The sequence below is a fragment of the Aeromonas sp. SE22 genome (assembly GCF_038739755.1).
In the GTDB taxonomy this organism is placed as follows: domain Bacteria; phylum Pseudomonadota; class Gammaproteobacteria; order Enterobacterales; family Aeromonadaceae; genus Aeromonas; species Aeromonas jandaei.
The window spans coordinates 69,638-91,865 of record NZ_JBCGFD010000010.1 but is presented as its reverse complement, the minus strand read 5'-3'; the positions used below and the strand labels follow the sequence as shown (position 1 = coordinate 91,865).

Sequence of the window (22,228 nt, the reverse complement as noted above, 5' to 3'; positions counted from 1 at the left end):
TGCTCTTTCTGCCTGCTGTTTCAGGGGTAGAACTGATCCCACATCTCCTGCATGGCGGAGGCGGGGTCGGTCACGATGACGTTGTTGAAATCCTTGATAAAGGCGGCCCGCTGTTTCGGATCGGACAGCACTTCATAGGCCTGCTTTACCTGGTGCAGCTTGATGGCTGCCTGCTCTTTCTCTTCTTCACTGGCCCCGTGCAGCTTGTCGGGGTGGTACTGGTTCGACAGCCGACGATAGGCTTTCTTGATGTCGTTTTCGCTGGCGTTGGACTTGACGCCCAGCACCCGAAAGTAGTTGTTCATGGCAGATCCTGCATCACTGGCATCATAGGATTCACGCTGCGAGTGCCTGATGGTGGGGATTGGCAAACCAGGCACGGCAAAAACCCGTCATTTTAACGGAAACAGCCCGCCAACGCGATGAGTTGGGCGATCAATTAACGGGCGAAATGAAGAGGGGTCAGTTGAGTGCCTATTGTTGCCAGTCGGTCTGGCCAGTGCAAGGGCGGCGGGGCAAAAGCGATGAAAAAACGGGCAGGAAAGGGGCGGGCGGCAGGCCGGGGTAAGGCTGCCGCCGCAGGGGTTACTCCTCCCAGAAGGAGGCGGAGGTGTGGTAGATCATCTTCTTGCTCATCCCGCCATCGACCACCAGATTGGCACCGTTGATAAAGTCGTTGCGAGGATCGGCCAGAAAGAGGCAGGCGCGGGTGATGTCGTCGGGGCGACCAACCCGGCCGCTCGGGTGCTGGCGGTGATCCGCCTCGGTCAGGGAGTGGTAATCCTCCGCCTGGATCCAGCCCGGACTGATGGCATTGACCGTGATGGGATGGTCGGCCAGCGAGTTGGCGAGGGACTGGGTGAGAGCGACCAGCGCTCCCTTGGAGGCGCCGTAGGCATCCCAACCCGGTTCGTTCTGCTGCCAGCGGGTGGAGGCGATATTGATGATGCGGCCATAAGGCAGATCGCGGTTGGCCTGCACAAAGGCGCGGGCACAGAGCATGGCGCCGCGCACATTGACCGTCATCACCTGATCGAACTGGGCTGCGCTCAGATCCTCGAAGCGGGTGTGGAACTTGCTGATGGCGCCGTTGTTGATCAGCAGATGGATGCCGCCGTGCTGCGCGTGCACCTCGGTAAAGAGGCGTTCGATGGCCTGCTCATCGCACAAATCGAGCGGACGAAAGTGGATTTCGGGATGGTCGAAAGCGTGAGGCGCCAGATCGGTGGCGATCACCCGATAACCCGCCTCGGCCAGCCCGATACAGAGCTGGCGGCCAATCCCGCCAGCGGCGCCGGTGACCAGAGCGATTTGTTTACCGTTCATAGTGCCGCTCCATTGCGTGCCCGCAGCACCTTGATGAGGGCTGACACCTCCTGCTGACCAAACCCTTGCGCCACCCCTTCCTCAAACAGATCGGCGGCAAAACGCGGGAAGCGGCTGTCGATCCCGGCATCGGTGGCGTGACCGGCGAGGCGGCTGATGGCGGCGCTCCAGGTTTTCAGGCTGGCGTAGGGGTGATCGAAATCGCCGCTCGTCAGCGTCTTGCCAAGGTGGGCCACATCGCCACCGAGAATGGGGGAGAGCTCGCTGAACTGGGCGCACACCTTGGCCACCGGTAGCCCTTCCGCCTCGCAGATCAGCGCGCCGTGCAGAGCACCGAGCAGACCACCGGCAAAGTAGGCGGCGACGGCACAATCTTGCGCCGCGGCGGCGCCCACCGCCTCGGCCACATGGTCGAGGGTGGGGGCGAGCAGGCGCAGCACCGGCTCGGCGTCGCTAAAGGCAGCGCTGGCCCCCGAGCAGATGATGCTGGCGTCAGTGGTGCCGATCTGATCCGGGAAGCAGAGAATGGCGCCATCGAGATAACGGGCGCCGCGGGCGTGGCTCCAGCTCTCCAGCGCTCTGGCCCCCTGCGGGCTGCCGGTGGAGAGCTGCACCAGCAGCTTGCCCGCCACGGCGTCGCTTGCCTCATCCAGCAACTGCTGGCTGACGGCGTAGTTATCGACGCAGACAAGGGTGATATCACTTGCAGCGATGGCTGCGCCAACCGAGGGGGCGAGTGTCGCACCCAGCGCCTGCAGTGGGGCTGCCTTGGCGGCGCTGCGATTCCAGACGGTGACCGGATGGCCCGCCTTGAGCAAGGTGGTGGCGAGGGCGGAGCCCATGGCCCCGAGGCCGATGACAGAGAGATGGCGCATGATGGCTCCTGACGGTGTTGATAGACGCTGATATAGAGAATTGGGATGCCTTGTGGCAGGTAAGCCACTATATTTGCCCCGTGTCGCCGTGAAAAATGGCTTTTATGACTGTCTGGTATAGGTGAATTCTATGGATGTGCGAACCCTGCGTGCGTTTGTGGCTGTCTTCGAGGAGCGCAACATCACGGCGGCGGCCACCCGCCTCTTCATTACCCAACCCACCCTCTCCACCACCATCAAGACGCTGGAGGATGAGCTGGGGGTGACCCTGTTTGTGCGGCAGGCGCGCGGGGTTGAGGGGACCGAAGCGGCGCACCGGCTCTATCCCCGCGCCAAGCGGCTGATTGCCGACACCGACTCCCTCGCCCGCGAGTTTCGTGAAACCTCCCCCTGTCTGGAGGTGACGGTGGGGATTGAGGCTGATCTGGGGGATGGCGTGGTGGGTGCGCTGGTGCAAGGGGCGCTCGCCCACGAGGAGATCCTGCTGACCCTGGAGGAGGGCTGCTGTGGCGATGTACGGCTGGGGTGCGAATCCCTGCGTTGTGGTGACGAGCTCTTTATCCCCCTGCTGGAGGAGGAGTTCGTGCTGGTGCTACCGCCGGATCACCCGCTAGCGGGCAAGGGGGCGCTCACCCCGGCAGCGTTGGCGGACGAGCCCTGGGTCACCTGCCCGCGTCACGACTCCCACCTGCGGCTGATCGCTATTCTCGGCAATCAGGCGCCCCTCTATCCACGGCGGGCGGGGTCGCTGCGACTGGCGGCGACTATGGTGGCCGCCGGGGCGGGGATCGGCTGGCTGCCCCGTTCGCTTTGTCCGCCCGGTTGTTCGGTCGCCGAGCTGGCGGCCTCTTCCTTCAAGCGGCGGGTGGGGCTCTGCTACGCCCCCGATGCGTTGCGCTCGGCGGCCGTGGTCGCCCTGCTGGCGCAGGTACGCGGCATGCAGCTCCCCGCCTGATGTCGGGATAAAAATGTCGGCATAAAAAAGGGCCATCCGGTGGGATGGCCCTGTTGAAGGCAACGATGCTAGCGTGGCTAGAGCGACGCCCACCAGAGCCGCAGTTGCAAGCCCCACTTCGAGCTCCAGCCGGTGGTGCTGCTCACAAGCGTCCCATCCTTGATGACGAGGAACGTCGGGGTGACGCCCACCTGCCACTGGGCAGCCAGCGCTCCCGACTCGTCGTTGTGGGTCGCAAAGGTCAGCCCCTTCTTGCTCATCCCCTTGCCAAGCTGCTCTGCGTTGCCGGAGCGCAGCGCCACCGTCAGCACGTTTTCACCCTCTTGCCAGAGCCGCTGCACCGCCGGGGTGGTGAAACGGCAGACGCCGCACCAGCTGGCCCAGTAGTAGACCAGCAGCGGCTTGCCGCGGCTCAGGGTGGCGAGATCCGTACTGGTGCCATCCTGCAGAGTGACGGGGGCGCTCATCGCTCCCTCTGGCAGGGTCGGGCTGCGCCACAGATCGAGCAGGGTCGAGATGACCAGCGCCAGCAACAGCAGCCAGAGTGCCTCCTTGATCCAGCGTCGCCAGCGGGGTTGAGGGTTGGTGCTTGCCATCCCTTATCCCAGCTTGGCCAGTTCGGCCTTCACCAGCTGCTCCAGCTCCTCATAGGGAACGGCGCCCGGCACCAGCTGGTTGCCGATCAGGGTCGCCGGTGTGCCCTGTACCCCGAGGATGGTGCCAATGCGCAGGCTGTTGCGCAGCTCTTCGGTCGCCTTGGGCGCGGGCTTGAGCGCCACGTTGCCGGTGGCCGCCAGCGCCTTGTTGATATCCGCCTCGGTCAGCATCCCCTGCTTGCTCATCAGCTTGTCATGCAGGGCGAGGAAGCGGGCCGGATCCTGCTGCCACAGGGTCAGGCTGTATTGGGCCGCCTTGGCAGAGCTCTGCCCCTTGAACGGCAGCAGCTTGATCACCAGCCCCAGATCGTCCGGATAGGCCTTGAGCAGCTTGGTCAGCCGGGGATCGAACTGCTTGCAGTAGGCGCAGTTGTAGTCGGTGAACAGCACCAGCGTCAGCTTGGGGTTCTTGGCGCCGAGGCGCGGGCTGGTTGGGCTGTTGAACAGCACATCCTTGTTGCCCTTGATGAAGTTGCCAAGTTGCGCCTGTTGGGTTGCCGCGTTCTGCTTCTCCCAGGATTCGGCCGCCTCGTCGAGGATCTTGGGGTTGGCGATCAGGGTCTCGCGGATCAGCTCCTTGATGCGGGCCTCCTGCTCCGAGGTGAAGGGGGCGGCGTGCAGGGCCGGAGCAGTCAGCGAGCCCGCAAACAGGGCGGTGAACAGGGCGATGGAGCGCAGGTTCATGGAGTTCTCCTTAAAAATGGGTGGCGTTGGTCTGGATCAGACCGGCCTGATTCAAGAGGGTAAGCAGATCGGCCTTGTCCAGCAGGGGGGAGAGGATCTCTCCCTGTGGCAGGCCGGGGCCGTAGATCTGGTTGAAGGGGACGGCTGCCGCCCCGCGCTGGCGCAGGAAGGCGGCGATGGTGTCGTCCGGTTTGCTCCAGTCGCCGCGCAGGGCCACCACATCGGGGGCCGAGAGGGCGTTTTGCACCTCATCGCGCAGCAACACGTTGTATTTGTTTGCCTTGCAGGTGACGCACCAGTCGGCTGTGACATCGACGAAGACCCGTTTGTTCTGGGCAAGCGCATCGGTGATGGCGCGTTCCGAGAGCGGCTGCCAGACCACCCGGTCGATGCTGCCTGTCCCATGCGCCGTGAAGGCGCCCCCCAGCAGCAGGGCAGCGCCGACAAGCGCCGAGAGGGAGAGGGCCAGCGTGAAGCCGCGCATGCCATAACGCCAGATGATGCCAATCAGCAGTGCCAGCAGCATGGCGGCCATCAGCCAGTAAACCTGCATGTTGCCCAGATGGCTGCCAAGCAGGCTCGCCAGCCAGAGGCTGGAGCCCAGCATCATCAGCCCGAGCAGGATGCGCAGGCGCCCCATCCAGCGACCTGGCTTGGGCAGCCAGAGGGCGAGCCGCGGCAGGGCCGCCACCAGCAGCCAGGGTAGGCTCATACCAATCCCGAGCGCGGTGAAGATAAGCCAGAGCTGGCCGAGTGGCGCCGCCAGCGCAAAGGCCACTGCAGTGCCGAGGAAGGGGGCCGAGCAGGGAGTCGCCAGCAGAGTGGCGAAACTCCCCTGCAGAAAGTGACCGCCGAGGCCATTGCCGCCACTGGTGGCGAGGCGGGTATTGAGGTTGCTCGGCAGGCGGATCTCGAACAGCCCCAGCAGGTTGGCGCAAAACAGCAGGGTGACCAGCACCATAAAGCCGATAAAACCGGCGCTCTGGAACTGGATGCCCCAGCCGACGGCCCCTTGCGTGGCGCGCAGCAGAGTGCTCATGGCCGCCAGCACCCAGAAGGAGACGATGATCCCGGCGCTGGCAGCGAGGAACTGCTTGCGCACTATCCCCTGTTCACGCACCTGATGTTGCAACACAGTTCCCAGCTTGAGCGCCAGCACCGGCAGCACGCAGGGCATCAGGTTGAGGATAAGGCCGCCGAGCAGCGCCGCTCCCAACAACCAGAGCAGGGGTTGGCTCGGCGCTGGCGATACGAGCGCTTCGCCAATCGAGCCTTTGGTCTGCCACACCTGTTCGCCACTGGTCAGCAGCAGGCCGAGGGATTGGCCGCGCAGATCCGGGGCATCCCCCTGCCAGCCATCGCTCACCGGCACCCGGGCGATCAGGGTGTTGCCCTCGACCTCGAGCACCGGCTTGCCAAACTCGGCCCCTTCCAGAGCGTCGATAAAGAGGGTGGGTGATTGCCAGCCCTCTGCCCGCTCGGCGCGCAGTTGCAGCTGGTTGTGCTGATAACCGAGCTCGACCCGGGTGGCGGCGGGCAGCGGTTGGGGCAGGTTGCTGATGGCCTTGGCCCAGCCGAAGTCGAAACCGGCCGGAGTCTGCCCATCTACCGCGAGGGTAAAGGGGAAGTCGGTCAGGATGCAGACGTTGCTGCAGGTGGAGAGGCGCAAGGTGCCCTTGAGCGGTTGGCCGGCGGGGTAGTTGAGGCTTAGGGGGAAACGCACCTCCCCCTGATAACCCTGGGTGCTGAGCCCGGCCACTTCGAAATGGCGCGGAGCGGGCCAGCGCCACTGGAAGTCTCCGACCGGTTCATCCCACAGGATCTGGGGCGCAATGCCCCCTTCGCCCGGGCTGTGCCAGTAGGTCTTCCAGCCGGACTCGAGGGCTACGTCGAGCAGGATGCGGGTGTGGTCAGGGGCGCTGCGGTCGGCCTGCAGTCGCACCCTGGCGTGAGCATTCTGTGGGCTGGTGAGCCAGCCGGTATCGCTGGCCAATCCCGTGGATTGCCACAGCAGGCAGGCCATAAGCAGGGCTGCCTTGAAAAAGTTTGTCATCTGTCTGGTCTCGTAAAAAATGAGTAACGGCGAATGGAAAAAGGCCGGAATCATTCCCGCCAGACGCAGAGCGTGAGGTGAAGTCGCCGCTCGGGTGGTGAGATAACCCTTGGCGGTGGTAAGGGAGGGGTATAGCGCCAGAGTGGCGCCAGCAGGGCAATCAGCAGGGCGACGGCAAAGAAGAGTTGTTCGACACAGAGCAGGGTGGCGGCGCTCAACCATTTGCCATTGAGCTGGCAGCTGGTGGGCTGCGGGCTGACCGGCTTGCCGTCGTTCTGCTCATCATCGATGCTCTGAACGGGCAGGGCCTGACAGGTGAGGGCATGATCGAGCAGTGCCAGCCTGGCCAGCGGCTGGGCCGCGCAATTGAGCACCAGCAGGCAGACCAGCAGCAGGAGTCGTTTCGCCACGCGTTGTTGGTGAATCATGCTCGCCCCGTTCATCAAGATGGCCACATCCTAACGGCCAATGGCGGGTGGGGCAAGTTGCCGGCCGTTTTATGAGCGCTGAGGTTGGCACCGTGTGGTCGGTTCTGTTTGGCGAACGCTTGTTCGCTAAAAGGGGGATCAGTATACTGCGCCGAGTTAAAATTCGAGGTGTTCGATGCTCAAAATTGCCCGTGTGCTGCTGCTTGGTCTGCTGCTCATCTTCTGGTTCCTGTTCGGCCTGCTGCTCTGTCTGGTTCGTCCGCGCCACCCCAACAACGTCTATGTCTTCGCCCGCATGTATCACGCGGTCTGCCCGCTGATCGGGGTCCGGGTCAAGGTGACGGTGGCCGACGAGGTGAAATCGGTCGGGCCTGCGGTCTATGTCTGCAACCACCAGAGCAACTATGACATCTTCACCGTGACCGGTGCCGTGCAGCCCGGCGTGGTTGCGGTGGGCAAGAAGAGCCTGCTGTGGCTCCCCTTCTTCGGCCTCATCTTCTGGCTCTCCGGCAACGTGTTGATCGACCGCTCCAACCGCTCTCGCGCCATTGGCACCATTGGTCAGGTGGTGGAGCGCATCAAGGCGCGCGGCACCTCCATCTGGATGTTCCCGGAAGGGACTCGCTCGCAGGGGCGTGGTCTGCTGCCATTCAAGGCGGGCGCTTTCCATACCGCCGTGCAGGCTGAAGTGCCGGTTGTGCCCATCGTCTGCTCCAGTTACTTCGGCCAGATCGACCTCAACCGCTGGGATAACGGCGAGGTGCTGCTGGAGGTGATGGCCCCGGTTTGCAGCAAAGAGCACGGTGCCGCCGGCATTCGCGAGCTCTCCGAGGTGTGCCGCGCCCGGATGGAGGCCAAACTGGCCGAGCTGGATGGCAAGCTGGGTCGCCATCACGCCGCCTGAACGCCATCATAACTGTATTGAACAGGGAGCCACGGGCTCCCTGTTTTGTTGGTAAAAATCACCACATTGTTGGCTATTTTCACCAATAAACCATTCTTGGTTTTTCTCGTGAAAACCTCATCTATATGTAAAACAACAATAATTTTTCTTGGCACGGCTCTTGTAATGCAATGGGAAGAGATAGCCATCCCATCCACAAGGAGCCAGACCATGAGCGTGTTCAGCCGCCTGACCGACGTAATCAATGCCAACCTGCACAGCCTGCTCGACAAGAGTGAAGAGCCCGAGAAGATGCTGCGCCTGATGATCGAGGAGATGGAGCAGGTGCAGGTCGATATGCGCACCCAGGCAGCTCGCGTCATCGCCGAGCAAAAACAGCTGGAGCGCCATCAGCAAGCGTTGCAGGTACAGATCCAGGAGTGGTCGGCCAAGGCCGAGCTAGCCATCCAGAAGGGACGTGAGGATCTGGCCCGCGCCGCCCTCACCGAGAAGCTGGCGGAGGTCAAAAAATGTGAACAGCTGGAGCAGGACAAGGCCCGGGTCGCCGAAGTGCTGGCCCAGCTTACCGCCGACAGCGAACGGTTGGCCGCCAAGCTGACCGAGGCGCGGGAGAAGCAGAAACTGCTGACCCTGCGCGAGCAGACCGCCCATAGCCGCATTCGTGCCCGCGCTCAGGTGGACAACCAGCGCATGCATGAGCTGATGGCCCGCTTCGAAGGCTTTCAGGGGCGGGTCGATCAGCTGGAAGCCCAGCTGGAGGCGGCCACTCTGGGGCAGAATCCCTCGCTGGAGGCGCAGTTCCGCGAGCTGGAACTCAATGACGAGATAGAGCGCGAGCTGGCCCGTCTCAAGGGTCAGAAGGTGGAGGCATAACCATGACTCCCTGGCCCAAGGATCTTGTCCATCGCAAGCTGACCGGCGTCTGCGCCGGCATTGCCAAACGGCTGGGGATATCCAGAGTGACGGTGCGAGTAGTGGCCCTGCTCGCCCTGATCCTGGTGCCGCCGCTGGCTCTGGCTGCCTATCTGCTGGCGGTGCTGGTGATGCCGCCCCGTTATGAATTGAAACGCTGGCTGGATTGACCGCAAGGCAGCCCGGCGGCACAGAGTGCCTGTAAGGAGCAAGTTATGCTGGAATTTTTCATATTGCTGGGAGTGTTGCTGGTGATGGCGCTGACCGGTTTTACCCTGGTGGCCATGCTGCTGGTGAGCGGCGTGTTTGTGCTGCTGGGGCTGTTGAGCGGCATGCTTGCCCTGATCATCAAGCTGGCCCCCTGGTTGCTGCTGGTGCTGGTGGTCTGCTGGCTTATCAGCCACCGCTGCAGGCGGTCCAATACCTACCTGTAATCGCCGCAAGTCGTGTCGTTATCCCTGAACTCCCTTTTGTCGGCCACCCGTGAGGTGGCCTTTTTTATGGCCCGGCTTTGCCTTTTATGGTTCTGCGTTGCCGGGATTGAGCCAGCGCAGGCTCCACGGCAGCCAGAGATCAGGGCGGGTGATGAGTTGCTCCTTGAACGCCTTGGGCTGCTGCTTGAGGCGATATTCGAGGCGCAGGGCCGCTCCTTTGTCGCCTACCTCCTGCTGCCACACCAGTGCCAGCGGCCCCTTGCCACGCAGGGCGCGGGAGCCCTTGCCGCTCTGATGCTGGCGCAGGCGGCGCTGCGGCGCAGTGCTGATCCCGGTATAGAGCAGGCCTGCAGCGGTGCGCACCATATAGATTGACCAGCAGGAGGGCGGGGTGGATGGCGATGCCGGAGCCCCGGTCGGGGGTTTTCTCATTCATGTTCTCTGTGCCAAACTCAAAAGCAGCTCAAGGAGGTGCGATGAGAGTCTGGTTCTGGTTGTGGTTGCTGTTGTCGGTTCCGGCTCTGGGGGAGACGATCCGTCTCTATGATTACCACCAGCATCCCCCCTTCAATACCGGGGTGAATGCCGGCTTGAGCAGCGAGCTGGTGAAGTATCTCAATGAAAGGCTGGGAGGTGAACCCAGGATCGAGCTCTGGCTGGTCAATCGCGCCAGACTGGCGCTGGAGATGTCGGATCCTGCCTTCAACGGTCTGGTCGCCTGGGTCAACCCGGCCTGGGTCGGGGATCCCCAGCGCGAGCTATACCTCTGGACTTTCCCCATCATGCGCGACACCAACGAGCTCATCTCAAGTCGCCAGCATCCGGTTACCTATCGTGGCCCTGACTCCCTCAAGGGGATGGTATTTGGCGGTGTCGAGGGGTATCGCTATCTGGGGATCGATGATGCTGCGGCCCGGGGCGAACTGGAGCGCCACGATGCCAAGAAGGTGAAGACCAATCTCGATCTGCTGGTGCGCGGCCGCATCGATGTGACCCTGGTGCCCGGTTCGGCCCTCGCATTTTTCACCCACGTCCCGGACTATGAGGGCAAGCTATTCGTCTCGCCCTTTGCCCAGTCCAGCTATACCCGCCACATTCTGGTGCCCAAGTCCCGCCCCGAACTTCATGCCCGGCTCAACGACATTGCCGAGCAGATGGATCGGGATCCCGCCTGGCACAAGATCCTGGAGTCCTACCGCGGCTCCCCCTGAGGCTGACGCTTGAGGCGGTGCAGCGGCACCAGACTCACCAGCAAGCCCGCCCAGACGAAGGCGAAGCCGACCGTCTTGATGGGATCCGGCGTTTCACCAAACCAGTAGATGGCGAGCAGGAAGGCGAGGCTGGGCTCGATATATTGCAATAGTCCCACCGTGCTCATCCGGGTTCTCGCCACCGCGTAGCAGAAGAGCCCCACCGGCAGCAGGGTGGCGGGCGCACTGCCCATCAGCAGCAGTTTGTCGGCCAGATCTCCGTTCACGAATGCCCCTTTCCCGTGCCACGCCAGCGTGCCGATGATGATCAGCGCGACGGGCAGTTGCACCATGGCTTCCAGATAGAGGCTGGTGCCGGTGTCGTAGTGGATCTTCTTCTTGATAAGGCCGTAGCAGGCGAAGTTGGCACCCATGATGAGGGAGAACCAGGGGAGTTGGCCGTAGCAGAAGAGCATGTAGGCGAGACCCGCCAGTGCCAGGGCGACCGCCAGATGCTTTTGCGGGGTGAGCCGCTCTTTGAGGAAGATGACGGCGAATACGATATTGAACAGCGGGGTCATGAAAAAGGCGAGGCTGGTGGTCAGCACCTGCCCTGTGGTGAGGCACCAGGTGAACATGCACCAGCTGATCGACATGACCGGGCCGGCCAGCAGGATTAGGCCGAGCTGGCGCGGCTCGCTGCGCAGCCGTGCCCAGGGAACCTTGTGGCCAAGCAGCAGAAACAGGCCGCCAAGCAGGATAACCGACCAGAGCACGCGGTGGGAGATGAGCTCCCACATGTTGACCTCGGGCATGAACTGATAATAGAGCGGCAGCATCCCCCAGAGGATGAAGGAGAGGGTCGCCGTGCCCGTGCCCGTGCCTAGCCAGTTTTTCATCTCTACCTGTTTATTAAATTAAACATCTATCAGTGAATAATAAATAGAGGCCACCCCTTTCACAAGCGAGATCTGGTGGAAAACTCTGTTACTATCGCGCTCATGAGTCGACTGGATAGCCTGTTTGAAGAGATCCGTGCCTGCCGTCTGTGCGAGGCGCATCTGCCGCTCGGGCCGCGGCCGGTAATCCGCGGGGCCGAGAGTGCCCGCCTGCTGATCATCGGTCAGGCGCCGGGCACTCGTGTGCATGCCAGTGGTATCCCGTGGGATGACCCCTCCGGCGATCGCTTGCGTCAGTGGCTCGGGGTCGATAAACCCACCTTCTACGACGAATCACGCATTGCGATTATGCCGATGGGGCTCTGTTATCCCGGCAAGGGCAAGTCGGGCGACCTGCCGCCCAGACCCGAGTGCGCGCCCACTTGGCATGATAAGGTGTTGATGCTGCTGCCCAATATCGAGTTGACCCTGCTGATCGGTCAATATGCCCAGCATCGCTATCTGGGCAAGGCGGCCAGGGGATCGCTCACCGACACGGTGCGCAACTGGGCCGGCTATAGCCCTGGCTGGTTGCCGCTGCCGCATCCCTCCCCGCGCAACACCCTCTGGCTCAAAAAGAATCCCTGGTTCGAGCAGGAGGTCATCCCTCACCTGCAACTAAGGGTCGCTCCTTTGCTGAAATGACCCTGAGTATTAGACCGCTGGCTCGGCCAGCGGTTTTGGTTTGCTGCGCGCCATGGCGATGAGCGGCAGGACGATGCAGATACAGCCCAGCAGCAGCGGCAGACCCGGCTGCTCGTCAAACAGCCATACCCCGATGGCGACGGCCATCAGCAGACCGGTATATTCCGCAGAGGCGATCTTGCTCGCTTCCGCCTTGCGATAGGCCACCACGCACAATCCCGCATAGACCATGATCAGCGCCGAGGAGCCAAAGGCGGGCCACCACATCTGCCACTGCCAGTCGCCCCCTTCCCACCAGGCCAGCGCGAGAATGAAGGGCATGCTCAGCACGTTGGTGAAAAACAGGGTCTGGGCGATGGGCTGCTTGAGCGGGATGCGCTTGATCAACAGATTGTTGAGCGCCATCGACAGCGCCACTCCGAGCGCCGCCAGTGCGGCCCAGTTCACTTCGGTCGGGCGCAGCACGATCAGTACCCCGATAAACCCGATGACTGCGGTCAGCACCTTCTGGCGCGAGATCGCCTCTCCTGCCATCCACACTGCCAGCGGCACCATCATCAGCGGCGCGGCATAGAAGAGGGCGTTGGCAGTGGCGAGCGGCAAGCGGGTGAGGGCGACTACCATCAGGCAGACACCGACCGCCCAGATATGGGCCCGCAGCAGGTGCCACTTGATGGCCACCGGCGGGTTGCGACGCCATGACCAGAGCAGCCAGGGCATCAGCAGGAGGGCTGCAGAAACCTGGCGGAAAAAGACAAACTGGAAGATGGGCTGATCCGGCTCCAGTACCTTGACCAGTGCATCGGAAAAAACCGCCACCATATTGCCCAGCACCAGATAAAGGATGCCGATCCCCACTGCATTCATACCACCTCCCACTTCAGATGAGGGGAGGGTAGCGTGCTGGTTGATATCCAGTAAAATGATAAAAAATGACCACCCATGAGATATTTAGATAATGAAGCTTCCTCCCCTGCGTGCGGTGCAATATTTCGAGGTGGTGGCCCGGCTACTCAGCTTCTCCCGCGCCGCCCTTGAACTGAACGTCAGCCAGAGTGCGGTCAGCCACCAGATCCGCCTGCTGGAGGACTTTCTGGGGGAGCGGTTGCTGCTGCGTCAGGGGCGCCTGCTCTCGTTGACGACGCAAGGGGAGAGCTATTTCGAGGGGATTGCTGCCGGGCTCGGCCAGATTGCCCAGAGCAGCGAACAGCTGCGCGGGGGCTGCGAGATGCGGTTGCGCCTCGCGGTCTACAGCTCGTTTGCGGTGAAGTGGTTGATCCCGCGGTTGGCCGGGTTACGCCAGCTCTATCCAGAGCTGGATCTCAGTCTGGAGATGGTGGCGGAGGATCCCGAGCTTTCCGATCGGGTGGCCGACTGTTTTATCACAGTCTCACCCCACGGGCGGGGTTACTGCCACGACCTTATCTATCAGGAGCGGCTCTTTCCGGTTTGCAGCCGCCGCTTGCTGCAGCAAGTGGAGGGGGAGTGGCCAGATGCAATCTGGCAACTGCCGCTGCTATCGGTGCAATCCATCTACAAGGCGCGGGGGGAGGATTGGCAGCGCTGGGCCAAGGCGGGTGGCTTGGTGATCCCTGACGAAGCGCGGATGCACCACTTCAGCCATGTGTTGCTGGCGATGGAGGCGGCGGCCTGGGATCAGGGGGTGGCGTTCGTGAATGACTACATGCTGCGGCCCGATGATCCCCAGCTGGTGGCCTTGCCGGTACACCAGCTGGAGACGGGGGATGCCTTCTATTTCACCTGCAAGCGCTCACGGGCCCATGAGCCCGCCATCAACCGGTTACGCCAGTGGCTGATGATGGAGACACGCCAGAGCATGCCGCTCTAGCGTGGTATCAAGCCTTCTTGAACTGGCTTAGGACAAACAGGCTGGTGGCACAGACCACTACTGACGGGCCCGCCGGAGTATCCTGATACCAAGATAGGGTCAGCCCGCCGAGTACGGCAAGGCAGCCGATCAGTGCGGCAAAGCCGGCCATCTGCTCCGGCGTCTGGCTGAAACGGCGGGCGGTAGCGGCGGGGATGATCAGCAGGGAGGTGATGATCAGCGCCCCGACAAACTTCATCGCTACGGCGATCACCAGCCCGATCAGCAGCATCAGCACGCAGCGCAGCACATCGACCCGAACCCCTTCAACTCGCGCCAGTTCTTCCGAGATGGTCATGGAGAGCAGGGGATCCCACAGTCGCCACAGGGTGAGCAGCACCAGCGCACCACCGCCATAGATCCAGAGCAGATCCATCGGTTGTACCGAGAGCAGGTCGCCAAACAGGTAGGCCATCAGATCCACCCGCACGTTATCCATAAAACTCAAGGTAACCAGACCGAGGGACAGGGCGCTGTGGGCCAGAATCCCGAGCAGGGTATCGGTCGCTACCTGCTGGTTGCGGCTCATGATCACCAGCAGCATCGCCATGGCAAGGCAGCAGACCACTACCGCCAGGGTGAGATCGACCTGCAGCAGGATGCCCAGCGCGATGCCGAACAGGCAGGCGTGGGAGAGGGTGTCGCCAAAATAGGCCATTTTGCGCCATACCACGAAGCTGCCGAGGGGGCCGGCCAGCAGGGCGATGCCGAGGCCGGCCGCGAGGGCGTATAACAGAAAGCTGTCCACTTGAATGTCCTGTTGCTTGCGCTATTTGCTGTGAGCGTTGTTGCGAGAGGGCAGGCGGATGACGGGGGCCTGCGGTTCATGATGATGGTGTTCGCCGTCGCAGTGGTGATGATGGGTATAGACCGCCAGCACCTCCTGCTCCGGTCGCCCGAACAGGCGGGCAAATTCGGGATGGCGGGCCACGCTCTCCGGCTCGCCATGACAGCAGACGTGGCGATTGAGGCAGATCACCTCGTGGGTGCTGGCCATCACCAGATGCAGGTCGTGGGAGACCATCATCACGGCGCAATTGAATTCGGCGGCGAGCTTGCCGATCAGGGCGTAGAGCTCGATCTGGCCGTTGATATCCACCCCCTGCACCGGCTCATCCAGCACCAGCAGTTCGGGTTTGACCAGCAGAGCGCGCGCCAGCAGTACCCGCTGCATCTCGCCACCGGAGAGCTTCTGCATCCGGTTGTCCAGCAGCCCTTCGGCGCCGACTCTGGTCAACGCCTCTTCGATGGAGATCCGCCCCTTCTTGCCCAGCTGCAGAAAGCGGCGCACGGTGAGCGGCAGGGTGGGATCAAGATAGAGGCGCTGGGGTACATAGCCGACTCTCAGATCGCGGCTGCGTATGATCTGGCCTGAATCCGGGGTGAGCAGACCCAATACCAGTTTGCTCAGGGTGCTCTTGCCCGCCCCGTTGGGGCCGACCAGGGTGGTGATTTTGCCTTTATTGAGGGTAAAGGAGACCTTGTCGAGCACTGAGCGTCCATCGAACGAAAGACAGACCTCTTTCAGCTCTACCAGTTGGGTCATGACAGCTCCGGGGTTTACAGCCAGTGAGAGTTATAATATAACAAAAAACAGAAGCTGTTATATTATCACACAATCACCCGCTGACGAGATTCACCAATGAGAATTATTGCTTTTTTCACTGCCCTGCTGGCGGTGAGTTTGCCTGTTCGTGCCGTGGAGGTGCTGACCACCATCAAGCCCCTCGGCTTTATTGCGGCGGCGATCACGGAAGGTGTGAGTGAGCCGGAAGTCCTATTGCCAACCGGCGCTTCTCCCCACGACTTCTCTCTGCGCCCCTCCGATGTTCGCAGCATCAGAGAGGCCGATTTGGTGGTCTGGGTCGGCCCCGAGCTGGAGGGTTTCATGAGCAAACCTCTGGCCAATCATCCCCATGTCTTGACCCTGACCCAGGTGCCGGGCATGCCGCTGTTCAACTACGCGACCAAGGGTTGCCATGATGGCCATCAGCACGATGACCATGCGGCTCATGACCATGGCGATGAAGGACATGAAGGACATGAAGGACATGAAGGACATGAAGGACATGAAGGACATGAAGGTCATCATCATGAAGGGATCGATCCCCATATCTGGCTTGGACCGATGCAGGCCAAGGTGATTGCCGGCGCTATCGCCAGCGAGCTGGGCAAGCAGGATCCGGCCAACAAGGCGCGCTACGAGGCCAATCTGGCCGCGTTTACTGCCAAGGTGGATGCCAAGGACAAGGTGATTGCCGGCCAGATGAAGGCAGTGAATGAGAAGGGGTACTTTGTCTTCCACGAGGCGTATGGCTACTGGGAGCGTCACTATGGCATGAGTTCCAAGGGCCACTTTACCGTCAGTCCGGAGCGTCGCCCGGGAGCAAAAACACTGGTCGAGATCCGCAAGGCGCTGGAGGAGAAGCAGGCAAGCTGTATCTATGCCGAGCCGCAATTCTCGCCGGCGGTGATCGAGTCGGTTGCCCGCAATACCGGCGCCAGAGTGCTGTTGCTGGATGAGGTGGGTGAACAGGTGCCGCTCGGCCCGGATGGTTATCCCCAGTTCATGGAGCAGTTGGCCAACGCTTTTGCCCAGTGTCGTTGACACTGGGCCCGAAGAGCCTGCTCTCTGTTGTCTGGGACTATACTGACCTCCAGCATCTGACATGGAGTGTCCGGTATGAAATGGCTGTTAATCCCCACCTGCATGCTGGCTCTCGGTTGTGCCGGTGTGCAGGCTTCCCGCCTGTCGGAATATATCGCCAGCCCCGAGCTGCGGGAGAAGTTGCAGGAGGTCTACGGCGGGCGTGCCATTCAGCGCGCCGAGGCGTTTTCCCGCTTGCTGACGCCCAGAGCCGGCACCACGGATCAGCAGAAGATCGAGCTGGTAAATCACTACTTCAATAACCTGACCTACAGCGATGATCCCAGATTGTGGGGAGAGGCGGACTACTGGGCCAATCCATTGGAGTTTATCGGCGCTCGCGGTGGCGACTGCGAGGATTACAGCATCTCCAAGTACTACACCCTGATGGAGCTGGGAGTGGACGAGAAAAAGCTGCGGCTGGCTTACGTCAAGGCGGTGCGTTACAACCAGTTCCACATGGTGACGCTCTATTTCGCGACCCCCAAATCAGATCCGTTGGTGCTCGACAACATCAACAGTCGAATCCTGCCCGGCAGCCAGCGCACCGACCTTATCCCTGTCTACAGCTTCGATGCCAAGAGCATCTGGATCATGAAGTCCCGCCGTGAGGGAACGCTGGCAGGCAGTGCCGACAGGCTGGCGCAGTGGACGTCGATGAAGACCCGGTTCTCCAGCGAGCAACTGCGCTCTCCCCGCCGCCAGCTATAGCTTCCCGGCGGCTTTCAACTCGGCAAAATAACGGGCTGCGCCCGGATGCTGCTCAATGCTCAGCACCGGGCCTGTTTTGTTGCGTGCCTGATGGAACATGTTGGCGTAGCCATAAGTCTGCTCGTTGAACTTGGTCTGCTGCGCCAGCATGGCACGGGTCAGGTTATAGACCTCTTCTTCAGGAGTGGTTGCATTGGTCACCAGAGTGGCCGCAATGGCAAAGGTGGGGGTGGCTTTCAGATTGCCCGGATAGATGCGCGCGGGCACCTGGCTGCGCTGGTAATACCTGACCCCCTTGATCAGCTGGTCGCGCAGAGCGCCATCGACCGGCAGAAATCGGATGGCACACCGCTTGGCAGTATCGAGCACAATGCGGTTGGGGTGTCCCATCACCAGTCCATAGGCATCGATCTGTTTGCTGCAGAGCGCCTCGGCTTCATTGGCCACGCTTTTCAGGTCGAGATCCTGCTCCTTGACGCCCAGCAAGTTGAAAAGAGCCAGCGCAGTCTGGCGGGTACCGGAGCCCTTCAGCCCCATATCAATAGGGGCGAGTTTGAGTTGCTCCAGCGAGGAGATATCGCCGTCGGCCCGGATCACTATGGTAAAGGGTTCGGCATGGGTTGCGAACAGCGCGCGCAGGCCGGTTTGTGCGGCGTTGGCGAAGGGGCCGCTACCCTGACTGGCCTGATAGAGCCAGTCAGACTGCACCATGGCGTAGCGGCTTTCACCGCTCCGCAGTCGCTGCAGGTTCTCCATCGAACCGGAGGTTGCCTGCAGCGCACAGCTGATCTGCGGGTCAGTCTTGTGTGCGAGCCGGCAGAATTCGCTGGTGACCTGATAGTAGATCCCCTGTTCACCCCCTGTTGCTATGGTGGCCGGTGCGGCCATTGCTCCGGCTTGGCCGAACAGCATCAGCAAGATAGCCAGCTTTTTCATGATTGTGCCTCCCTGGCATAACCATCAATTCCCCAGGTGCGCAGCTTGTCGATATCGCTGCCAGTGCCCGCCTCGGCCAACAGGGTGTAGCCAGCCGCATGCATGGTTTGCGAGAGAAGATGCCAGTAGAGCGGCTCCTCGCTCAGCTGACAGCAGACAAAGACAGGATTGAGGGGATCGAGTTGATTGCAGGTCTCCGTATTGAGCGGAATAGCGCTAAACGCCAGCTCGACCCCCTGTTCCTGCAAGCGGGTCAATATCGACTCACCCTCAGCCGGGAAAGCGGTGACATCCCAGCGCCAGTCGAGTGTCTTTCCTCTTCCCCGGGTCAGCTGCGGTGCTATGGCTTGCCACTGCGGGTGGTGGAGCAGGGAGAGTGGTAGCGAGATCCCTTCAACATGGTGCTGCAACCACTGTTCCAGAACCGCTTGAATGGTGGCCAGCTCGCTGTCGGCGGTGAGTGCCGGGTGTGGCAGGAAGCGTTGGTAGAGGGTGATCTCGCCCTGTGTCGAGACGAAGGTTTGCAGGTGGCCGCCACGGGTGTCGGTCAGCCCTTGCAGGGGCTGCGCTGCGGATGGCTGCAGTTGCTTGCCCATCTGGGTGATTTTGAGGCGTTGCTGCAACAGGTCGCGCTTGCGCTCGGAGACCAGCTGGTTGATGGAGAGCACCACCTCTTTGAGATCCAGCAGCCAGGGGGTGGGGAGGGCGCTGTTGAACTGGTGCTTGCGGACCCGGATTAACTGCTGGTTGATCTGTTCCAGCGGCTTTAGCAGCCGTTGGCTGACCAGGGAGATCACCAGGGTAAAGACAACCAGTCCACCCAGCAGTGCCAGTCCGATACGGCTGATGGCATTCCACAGGTGCTGGTAGGCGTAGCCGCTGTGACCTTCCAGTGTCAGGGTTCCGAGCATGCGCCAGCCATCGGTCAGTTCTTGCTCAATCTTGACCGGTGGCATGCCGATAACCGAGGGAAGCCAGCCAGGCACGTTTTGCTGGGTGGCCTGGAACACCTTCTGGAACAGCAGTTGTCCGTCCGGGTCGACCAACCTGACAGAGCTGACGAAGCCGCCATCGAACATGGCATTGACGATGGTTTCGGCCAGCACCTTGTCATCGTTGAGCAAAGTACCTTGCAGCACCAGACCCAGAGCGGTGACGGCAGTCTCCAGATTGGCAGACATCTGGTCGATGATGGATTGGCGGACAGTGGTGATTTCCAGCACAAACAGCAGGATGGCACCGATCAGAAACAGGATGAGGATTATCCTGCTCAATAGTTTTGATAACGTCATCTCCACTCCATGGAAAAGTTATTGCAACATTTGCGGTTTTTATTCTGGCGCTATGGCGAGCCGGTTCTTAAAAATAGGAAAAAATGGTTAAAAAAGACGATCATTTCTGCCCATCCGGGCTGGTTATGCATAAAATGTGAAGTTCATGCAGATTGCGATGAACTATTTGTATCGTTTTTTGTCAAACAGACAGTTTTATGCGGATTTGGTACTACCACATCGCAACTCACACTCTTCAGATATAAAGACAGGATAGCGGATGAAACGTCTCCGTCCCTTGGTAGCACAGGCTGCCAATTGGGAACCACCGGTTCCCCGCAAACACTTTTACGCAATGGTGATGCTGACGGCGATGACCCTGTCAGCAGTGGCATTGCTGCCGGCTCCGGGGGACATTCTGGAGCGGCCCCTGCGTTTGGAGTTGCCGATTGATACTGCGGGTACGGCAACCAACGAAAACAACACCGACTTTAACGAAATCCCCGATCACGAACTGGTTGATCCCGCCACGCCGGACGATGATATTCCGGTTGATACCGCGCCGCAGTGGCAGGATTACCGGGTGCGCAATGGCGAGAATCTGACCGCCATCTTCAACAATCTGGGGCTCTCGACCACCACCCTCTACAAGGTGCTGGATGCGGACAACAAGAACTATCTGGCGCGGCTCAAACCGGGTCAGACCATCGAGTTGCTGATCGATCAGGACAACATCCTGCAGCAGCTCAAGATCCGCCTGAACATCAAGCAGACGCTGGTGATGGCGCGCACCGACGACACCTATACCGCCTCGATGATCAACGAGAAGGTGGACTGGCAGCCGCAGCGCTACGATGGCGTGATCAATGGCAGCTTCTATGTCAGCGCCCGTAATGCCGGTATTCCGGCCAACCATATCCAGAAGATTGCCAACCTGTTCCAGTGGCGAATGAACTTTGCCCAGGATCTGAAAAAGGGTGACAAATTCAAGGTGCTGGTACGTCAGGAGACCGTCGAGGGCAAGAGCACCGGCAACAGCCAGCTTCTGGGTGTGGAAGTGACCAGCCAGGGCCAGACGGTATCTGCCTGGCTCTCCGATGACGGCAACTATTACGACGGTCAGGGCAACAGTCTGGAGCGCGGTTTCCGTCGCTATCCGACTCACAGCCGCTACCGGATCAGCTCCAACTTCAACCCGGCGCGTAAACATCCGGTAACCGGTATGGTGCGTCCTCACGAGGGCACCGACTTTGCAGTGCCGGTCGGCACTCCGGTGCTGGCGACCGGTGACGGTGTCGTCCAGAAGGCAACCAGCCACCCGCTGGCAGGTACCTATGTCGTCATCAAGCATGGCCGTACCCTGTCGACCCGTTATCTGCACCTGAGCAAGCTGCTGGTCAAACCGGGTCAGCGGGTCAAGATGGGCGACAAGATTGGCCTCTCCGGCAACACGGGTCGCTCGACCGGTGCTCACCTCCACTACGAGCTGCGCATCAACAATCGACCGGTCAACGCCATGACTGCCAAGCTGCCGATGGCCGAACCGCTCAGCGGCAAGGAGCGTCGCCAGTTCCTGGCCAAGGTGAAAGGCTACCGCAAGGAGCTGGCTGCAGGTTGATACCTGTCATCGCCTGAAATGAAAAGGCCCCGCCAGATTGGCGGGGCCTTTTTGCATACGAAATCAGGAGTCAGTAGCCCTTGTCGAAGTCTATTTTGCCGTCGAGGGGCTGGCCGTCGATGAAGCGGATATAGTTGCGCACGAAGATCTGGGCCACATCTTCGGGGAAGCTGTAGGCGCTGTTGTGAGGGGTAACGATGAGGTTGGGTTGCCCCCACAACGGGCTGTCGGCGGGCAGTGGCTCCTGCTCGAACACATCCAGCACCGCCATCGCCAGCTTGCCGGTGCGCAGGGCTGTCAGCAGATCGCCGGAGTGAACGGCATTGCCACGCCCCACGTTGAACAGGATGGCGCCCGGTTTGCAGAACTCGAAGCGGGCGGCATTGAAGAGGTGGCGGGTGTCGCGGGTCGCCGGCAGCACGCTGACGATGACATCGGCCTGCGCCAGGATCTTATTGAGCGCCGGCAGCTGGTAAACCTGATCGAAGCTGGCACGCTCCCGGCCGCTGCGGCTGATACCAAGTACCTTCATGCCAAAGTGCTTGCCGGTCTGGGCGATATGCTGGCCAATGCTGCCTGTGCCAAGGATCAGCATGGTTTTCCCCTTGAGCCCCTGATAGGGGTGGCTCTGCCAGAGACGCTGCCTTTGCTGTTCCCGATAGAGAGGAATTTGTCGCATCAGGCTGAGCAGATGGCCAAAGACATATTCGCTCATCAGCGGGCCGAAGATGCCGCGCACGTTGGTAAGCTGGTAGTCGCGCCGGCTGTCCGGGTCGAGCAGTACGTCCACTCCGGCATAGGTAGACTGGAACCATTTGAGTTTCCCCGCCTTGGGGAGGAGCGGTTTGGCACGGGCCGGTTCTGCCATCAGAATATGGGCTTCGCCAATCAGCTTCTCGGCATCGCTCTGGTTATCGGCTCGCAGAATGCGCAGATGGGGGAGATTGGCGGCCTTGAGCAGACGTTCGTAGTGAGCATTATCCTGGCTGAGCAAAAGAAGGGTACGTTGGCTCATACTCTTGTTCCTTATCAGAATTTGCGGCGCGACAAGATGCCGCTTTCGTCCCATCTTACCCGAGTTGCCAGCGCAACATAGCCGACCAGGGCGCTTTTTCGTTTTCGCAGCGCCCCTCGTGGGCTACAATCTGCCCCACATT

27 protein-coding genes are annotated in these 22,228 nt (G+C 61.1%); 11 read left to right on the top strand and 16 right to left on the bottom strand.

Translation table 11 applies throughout. The features are described 5' to 3' along the window. Positions 1-20 precede the first annotated feature (20 nt). From atcJ to AAHA39_RS15310, 3 genes are all read right to left on the bottom strand, one after another. The gene (atcJ, locus tag AAHA39_RS15320) at positions 21-305 is read right to left on the bottom strand and encodes a cold adaptation protein ActJcold adaptation protein ActJ (protein WP_005343121.1); all 285 of its coding nucleotides are present in this window, start codon (positions 303-305) and stop codon (positions 21-23) included. Between the two features lie 280 nt (positions 306-585). Continuing rightward, positions 586-1,326: an SDR family NAD(P)-dependent oxidoreductase gene (locus AAHA39_RS15315; RefSeq protein WP_320656088.1), complete on the bottom strand. Its 741-nt coding sequence runs from the start codon at positions 1,324-1,326 to the stop codon at positions 586-588. After that, positions 1,323-2,201, bottom strand: coding sequence for an NAD(P)-dependent oxidoreductase (locus tag AAHA39_RS15310; RefSeq protein ID WP_320656089.1), 879 nt, complete (start codon positions 2,199-2,201; stop codon positions 1,323-1,325). Before AAHA39_RS15310 ends, AAHA39_RS15315 begins: the two co-directional genes overlap by 4 nt. Before the next feature lie 130 nt (positions 2,202-2,331). Here AAHA39_RS15310 and AAHA39_RS15305 point away from each other — a divergent pair, with 130 nt between their 5' ends. Further along, complete coding sequence (locus AAHA39_RS15305; RefSeq protein WP_320656090.1) at positions 2,332-3,156, top strand: LysR family transcriptional regulator; 825 nt, start codon at positions 2,332-2,334, stop codon at positions 3,154-3,156. A gap of 77 nt (positions 3,157-3,233) precedes the next feature. Here the strand turns inward: AAHA39_RS15305 and AAHA39_RS15300 are convergent, their stop codons facing one another. From AAHA39_RS15300 to AAHA39_RS15285, 4 genes are read right to left on the bottom strand one after another with little or no spacing between them, the layout of a single operon-like run. Next, positions 3,234-3,752: a protein disulfide oxidoreductase gene (locus AAHA39_RS15300; protein ID WP_320656091.1), complete on the bottom strand. Its 519-nt coding sequence runs from the start codon at positions 3,750-3,752 to the stop codon at positions 3,234-3,236. Between the two features lie 3 nt (positions 3,753-3,755). Beyond that, positions 3,756-4,496 carry a DsbA family protein gene (locus AAHA39_RS15295; RefSeq protein WP_320656092.1) on the bottom strand — a complete coding sequence of 247 codons (741 nt, stop codon included), beginning with the start codon at positions 4,494-4,496 and terminating at the stop codon, positions 3,756-3,758. 10 nt (positions 4,497-4,506) lie between these two features. Continuing rightward, positions 4,507-6,549 carry a protein-disulfide reductase DsbD family protein gene (locus AAHA39_RS15290; RefSeq protein ID WP_320656093.1) on the bottom strand — a complete coding sequence of 681 codons (2,043 nt, stop codon included), beginning with the start codon at positions 6,547-6,549 and terminating at the stop codon, positions 4,507-4,509. A gap of 50 nt (positions 6,550-6,599) precedes the next feature. Further along, entirely contained in the window at positions 6,600-6,977 is a 378-nt protein-coding gene (locus AAHA39_RS15285; RefSeq protein WP_033115100.1) for a hypothetical protein, read from the bottom strand. A 175-nt stretch (positions 6,978-7,152) separates the two neighbouring features. Between AAHA39_RS15285 and AAHA39_RS15280 the strand changes: the two genes are divergently transcribed. Continuing rightward, on the top strand, positions 7,153-7,881 hold the full coding sequence (locus AAHA39_RS15280) for a 1-acylglycerol-3-phosphate O-acyltransferase (RefSeq protein WP_033115089.1): 729 nt from the start codon (positions 7,153-7,155) through the stop codon (positions 7,879-7,881). Here AAHA39_RS15280 and AAHA39_RS15275 read toward each other — a convergent pair. Continuing rightward, entirely contained in the window at positions 7,869-8,069 is a 201-nt protein-coding gene (locus AAHA39_RS15275) for a hypothetical protein (protein WP_320656094.1), read from the bottom strand. The genes AAHA39_RS15280 and AAHA39_RS15275 overlap by 13 nt on opposite strands. Before the next feature lie 22 nt (positions 8,070-8,091). On the opposite strand from AAHA39_RS15275, the gene pspA reads away from it, so the two are divergent. From pspA to pspG, 3 genes are read left to right on the top strand one after another with little or no spacing between them, the layout of a single operon-like run. Beyond that, positions 8,092-8,754, top strand: a complete 663-nt coding sequence (pspA, locus tag AAHA39_RS15270) for a phage shock protein PspA (RefSeq protein WP_139394224.1) — start codon at positions 8,092-8,094, stop codon at positions 8,752-8,754. A 2-nt stretch (positions 8,755-8,756) separates the two neighbouring features. Further along, complete coding sequence (locus AAHA39_RS15265; protein WP_033115086.1) at positions 8,757-8,963, top strand: PspC domain-containing protein; 207 nt, start codon at positions 8,757-8,759, stop codon at positions 8,961-8,963. Positions 8,964-9,008: 45 nt separating this feature from the next. Next, positions 9,009-9,227: an envelope stress response protein PspG gene (pspG, locus tag AAHA39_RS15260; RefSeq protein WP_209297180.1), complete on the top strand. Its 219-nt coding sequence runs from the start codon at positions 9,009-9,011 to the stop codon at positions 9,225-9,227. An 84-nt stretch (positions 9,228-9,311) separates the two neighbouring features. On the opposite strand, the gene AAHA39_RS15255 is transcribed toward pspG, so the two are convergent. Beyond that, positions 9,312-9,659, bottom strand: a complete 348-nt coding sequence (locus tag AAHA39_RS15255) for a GIY-YIG nuclease family protein (protein ID WP_320656095.1) — start codon at positions 9,657-9,659, stop codon at positions 9,312-9,314. Between the two features lie 44 nt (positions 9,660-9,703). Here AAHA39_RS15255 and AAHA39_RS15250 point away from each other — a divergent pair, with 44 nt between their 5' ends. Beyond that, positions 9,704-10,438 (top strand): substrate-binding periplasmic protein, encoded by a 735-nt coding sequence (locus AAHA39_RS15250; protein ID WP_320656096.1) that lies wholly within the window; start codon positions 9,704-9,706, stop codon positions 10,436-10,438. Here the strand turns inward: AAHA39_RS15250 and rarD are convergent. Beyond that, complete coding sequence (rarD, locus tag AAHA39_RS15245; protein WP_320656097.1) at positions 10,420-11,316, bottom strand: EamA family transporter RarD; 897 nt, start codon at positions 11,314-11,316, stop codon at positions 10,420-10,422. The two genes, AAHA39_RS15250 and rarD, sit on opposite strands and share 19 nt — an antisense overlap. 102 nt (positions 11,317-11,418) lie before the next feature. On the opposite strand from rarD, the gene AAHA39_RS15240 reads away from it, so the two are divergent. Further along, entirely contained in the window at positions 11,419-12,000 is a 582-nt protein-coding gene (locus AAHA39_RS15240; RefSeq protein ID WP_071912579.1) for a uracil-DNA glycosylase family protein, read from the top strand. Positions 12,001-12,009: 9 nt separating this feature from the next. On the opposite strand, the gene AAHA39_RS15235 is transcribed toward AAHA39_RS15240, so the two are convergent. Next, on the bottom strand, positions 12,010-12,867 hold the full coding sequence (locus AAHA39_RS15235) for a DMT family transporter (protein WP_041209234.1): 858 nt from the start codon (positions 12,865-12,867) through the stop codon (positions 12,010-12,012). 91 nt (positions 12,868-12,958) lie between these two features. Between AAHA39_RS15235 and AAHA39_RS15230 the strand changes: the two genes are divergently transcribed. After that, positions 12,959-13,849, top strand: a complete 891-nt coding sequence (locus AAHA39_RS15230; RefSeq protein ID WP_219278802.1) for a LysR substrate-binding domain-containing protein — start codon at positions 12,959-12,961, stop codon at positions 13,847-13,849. Positions 13,850-13,856: 7 nt separating this feature from the next. Here AAHA39_RS15230 and znuB read toward each other — a convergent pair whose 3' ends face one another. Next, positions 13,857-14,636 carry a zinc ABC transporter permease subunit ZnuB gene (znuB, locus tag AAHA39_RS15225; RefSeq protein ID WP_043849673.1) on the bottom strand — a complete coding sequence of 260 codons (780 nt, stop codon included), beginning with the start codon at positions 14,634-14,636 and terminating at the stop codon, positions 13,857-13,859. Between the two features lie 21 nt (positions 14,637-14,657). Then, positions 14,658-15,434: a zinc ABC transporter ATP-binding protein ZnuC gene (gene znuC / locus AAHA39_RS15220; protein ID WP_320656098.1), complete on the bottom strand. Its 777-nt coding sequence runs from the start codon at positions 15,432-15,434 to the stop codon at positions 14,658-14,660. Positions 15,435-15,530: 96 nt separating this feature from the next. Between znuC and znuA the strand changes: the two genes are divergently transcribed. Both znuA and AAHA39_RS15210 read left to right on the top strand, forming a co-directional pair. Then, on the top strand, positions 15,531-16,496 hold the full coding sequence (znuA, locus tag AAHA39_RS15215; protein WP_320656099.1) for a zinc ABC transporter substrate-binding protein ZnuA: 966 nt from the start codon (positions 15,531-15,533) through the stop codon (positions 16,494-16,496). A gap of 75 nt (positions 16,497-16,571) precedes the next feature. Then, positions 16,572-17,246, top strand: coding sequence for a transglutaminase-like cysteine peptidase (locus tag AAHA39_RS15210; RefSeq protein WP_071912588.1), 675 nt, complete (start codon positions 16,572-16,574; stop codon positions 17,244-17,246). Here AAHA39_RS15210 and AAHA39_RS15205 read toward each other — a convergent pair. Together AAHA39_RS15205 and AAHA39_RS15200 are read right to left on the bottom strand one after the other, a co-directional pair. Continuing rightward, positions 17,241-18,182, bottom strand: coding sequence for a TAXI family TRAP transporter solute-binding subunit (locus AAHA39_RS15205; protein ID WP_320656100.1), 942 nt, complete (start codon positions 18,180-18,182; stop codon positions 17,241-17,243). The genes AAHA39_RS15210 and AAHA39_RS15205 overlap by 6 nt on opposite strands. Next, the gene (locus AAHA39_RS15200; protein WP_320656101.1) at positions 18,179-19,474 is read right to left on the bottom strand and encodes a LapD/MoxY N-terminal periplasmic domain-containing protein; all 1,296 of its coding nucleotides are present in this window, start codon (positions 19,472-19,474) and stop codon (positions 18,179-18,181) included. Before AAHA39_RS15200 ends, AAHA39_RS15205 begins: the two co-directional genes overlap by 4 nt. A gap of 259 nt (positions 19,475-19,733) precedes the next feature. Here AAHA39_RS15200 and mepM point away from each other — a divergent pair, with 259 nt between their 5' ends. Next, positions 19,734-21,071: a murein DD-endopeptidase MepM gene (gene mepM / locus AAHA39_RS15195; RefSeq protein WP_043849679.1), complete on the top strand. Its 1,338-nt coding sequence runs from the start codon at positions 19,734-19,736 to the stop codon at positions 21,069-21,071. Between the two features lie 70 nt (positions 21,072-21,141). Here the strand turns inward: mepM and AAHA39_RS15190 are convergent, their stop codons facing one another. After that, positions 21,142-22,086 carry a D-2-hydroxyacid dehydrogenase gene (locus tag AAHA39_RS15190; protein ID WP_033115071.1) on the bottom strand — a complete coding sequence of 315 codons (945 nt, stop codon included), beginning with the start codon at positions 22,084-22,086 and terminating at the stop codon, positions 21,142-21,144. Positions 22,087-22,228: the final 142 nt, after the last annotated feature.

Excerpts from the sequence above, each read along its gene's own strand:
- atcJ (WP_005343121.1), bottom strand. The coding sequence starts at position 305 with ATGAACAACTACTTTCGGGTGCTGGGCGTCAAGTCCAACGCCAGCGAA.
- AAHA39_RS15315 (WP_320656088.1), bottom strand. The coding sequence starts at position 1,326 with ATGAACGGTAAACAAATCGCTCTGGTCACCGGCGCCGCTGGCGGGATT.
- AAHA39_RS15310 (WP_320656089.1), bottom strand. The coding sequence starts at position 2,201 with ATGCGCCATCTCTCTGTCATCGGCCTCGGGGCCATGGGCTCCGCCCTC.
- AAHA39_RS15305 (WP_320656090.1), top strand. The coding sequence starts at position 2,332 with ATGGATGTGCGAACCCTGCGTGCGTTTGTGGCTGTCTTCGAGGAGCGC.
- AAHA39_RS15300 (WP_320656091.1), bottom strand. The coding sequence starts at position 3,752 with ATGGCAAGCACCAACCCTCAACCCCGCTGGCGACGCTGGATCAAGGAG.
- AAHA39_RS15295 (WP_320656092.1), bottom strand. The coding sequence starts at position 4,496 with ATGAACCTGCGCTCCATCGCCCTGTTCACCGCCCTGTTTGCGGGCTCG.
- AAHA39_RS15290 (WP_320656093.1), bottom strand. The coding sequence starts at position 6,549 with ATGACAAACTTTTTCAAGGCAGCCCTGCTTATGGCCTGCCTGCTGTGG.
- AAHA39_RS15285 (WP_033115100.1), bottom strand. The coding sequence starts at position 6,977 with ATGATTCACCAACAACGCGTGGCGAAACGACTCCTGCTGCTGGTCTGC.
- AAHA39_RS15280 (WP_033115089.1), top strand. The coding sequence starts at position 7,153 with ATGCTCAAAATTGCCCGTGTGCTGCTGCTTGGTCTGCTGCTCATCTTC.
- AAHA39_RS15275 (WP_320656094.1), bottom strand. The coding sequence starts at position 8,069 with ATGGCTATCTCTTCCCATTGCATTACAAGAGCCGTGCCAAGAAAAATT.
- pspA (WP_139394224.1), top strand. The coding sequence starts at position 8,092 with ATGAGCGTGTTCAGCCGCCTGACCGACGTAATCAATGCCAACCTGCAC.
- AAHA39_RS15265 (WP_033115086.1), top strand. The coding sequence starts at position 8,757 with ATGACTCCCTGGCCCAAGGATCTTGTCCATCGCAAGCTGACCGGCGTC.
- pspG (WP_209297180.1), top strand. The coding sequence starts at position 9,009 with ATGCTGGAATTTTTCATATTGCTGGGAGTGTTGCTGGTGATGGCGCTG.
- AAHA39_RS15255 (WP_320656095.1), bottom strand. The coding sequence starts at position 9,659 with ATGAGAAAACCCCCGACCGGGGCTCCGGCATCGCCATCCACCCCGCCC.
- AAHA39_RS15250 (WP_320656096.1), top strand. The coding sequence starts at position 9,704 with ATGAGAGTCTGGTTCTGGTTGTGGTTGCTGTTGTCGGTTCCGGCTCTG.
- rarD (WP_320656097.1), bottom strand. The coding sequence starts at position 11,316 with ATGAAAAACTGGCTAGGCACGGGCACGGGCACGGCGACCCTCTCCTTC.
- AAHA39_RS15240 (WP_071912579.1), top strand. The coding sequence starts at position 11,419 with ATGAGTCGACTGGATAGCCTGTTTGAAGAGATCCGTGCCTGCCGTCTG.
- AAHA39_RS15235 (WP_041209234.1), bottom strand. The coding sequence starts at position 12,867 with ATGAATGCAGTGGGGATCGGCATCCTTTATCTGGTGCTGGGCAATATG.
- AAHA39_RS15230 (WP_219278802.1), top strand. The coding sequence starts at position 12,959 with ATGAAGCTTCCTCCCCTGCGTGCGGTGCAATATTTCGAGGTGGTGGCC.
- znuC (WP_320656098.1), bottom strand. The coding sequence starts at position 15,434 with ATGACCCAACTGGTAGAGCTGAAAGAGGTCTGTCTTTCGTTCGATGGA.
- znuA (WP_320656099.1), top strand. The coding sequence starts at position 15,531 with ATGAGAATTATTGCTTTTTTCACTGCCCTGCTGGCGGTGAGTTTGCCT.
- AAHA39_RS15210 (WP_071912588.1), top strand. The coding sequence starts at position 16,572 with ATGAAATGGCTGTTAATCCCCACCTGCATGCTGGCTCTCGGTTGTGCC.
- AAHA39_RS15205 (WP_320656100.1), bottom strand. The coding sequence starts at position 18,182 with ATGAAAAAGCTGGCTATCTTGCTGATGCTGTTCGGCCAAGCCGGAGCA.
- AAHA39_RS15200 (WP_320656101.1), bottom strand. The coding sequence starts at position 19,474 with ATGACGTTATCAAAACTATTGAGCAGGATAATCCTCATCCTGTTTCTG.
- mepM (WP_043849679.1), top strand. The coding sequence starts at position 19,734 with ATGAAACGTCTCCGTCCCTTGGTAGCACAGGCTGCCAATTGGGAACCA.
- AAHA39_RS15190 (WP_033115071.1), bottom strand. The coding sequence starts at position 22,086 with ATGAGCCAACGTACCCTTCTTTTGCTCAGCCAGGATAATGCTCACTAC.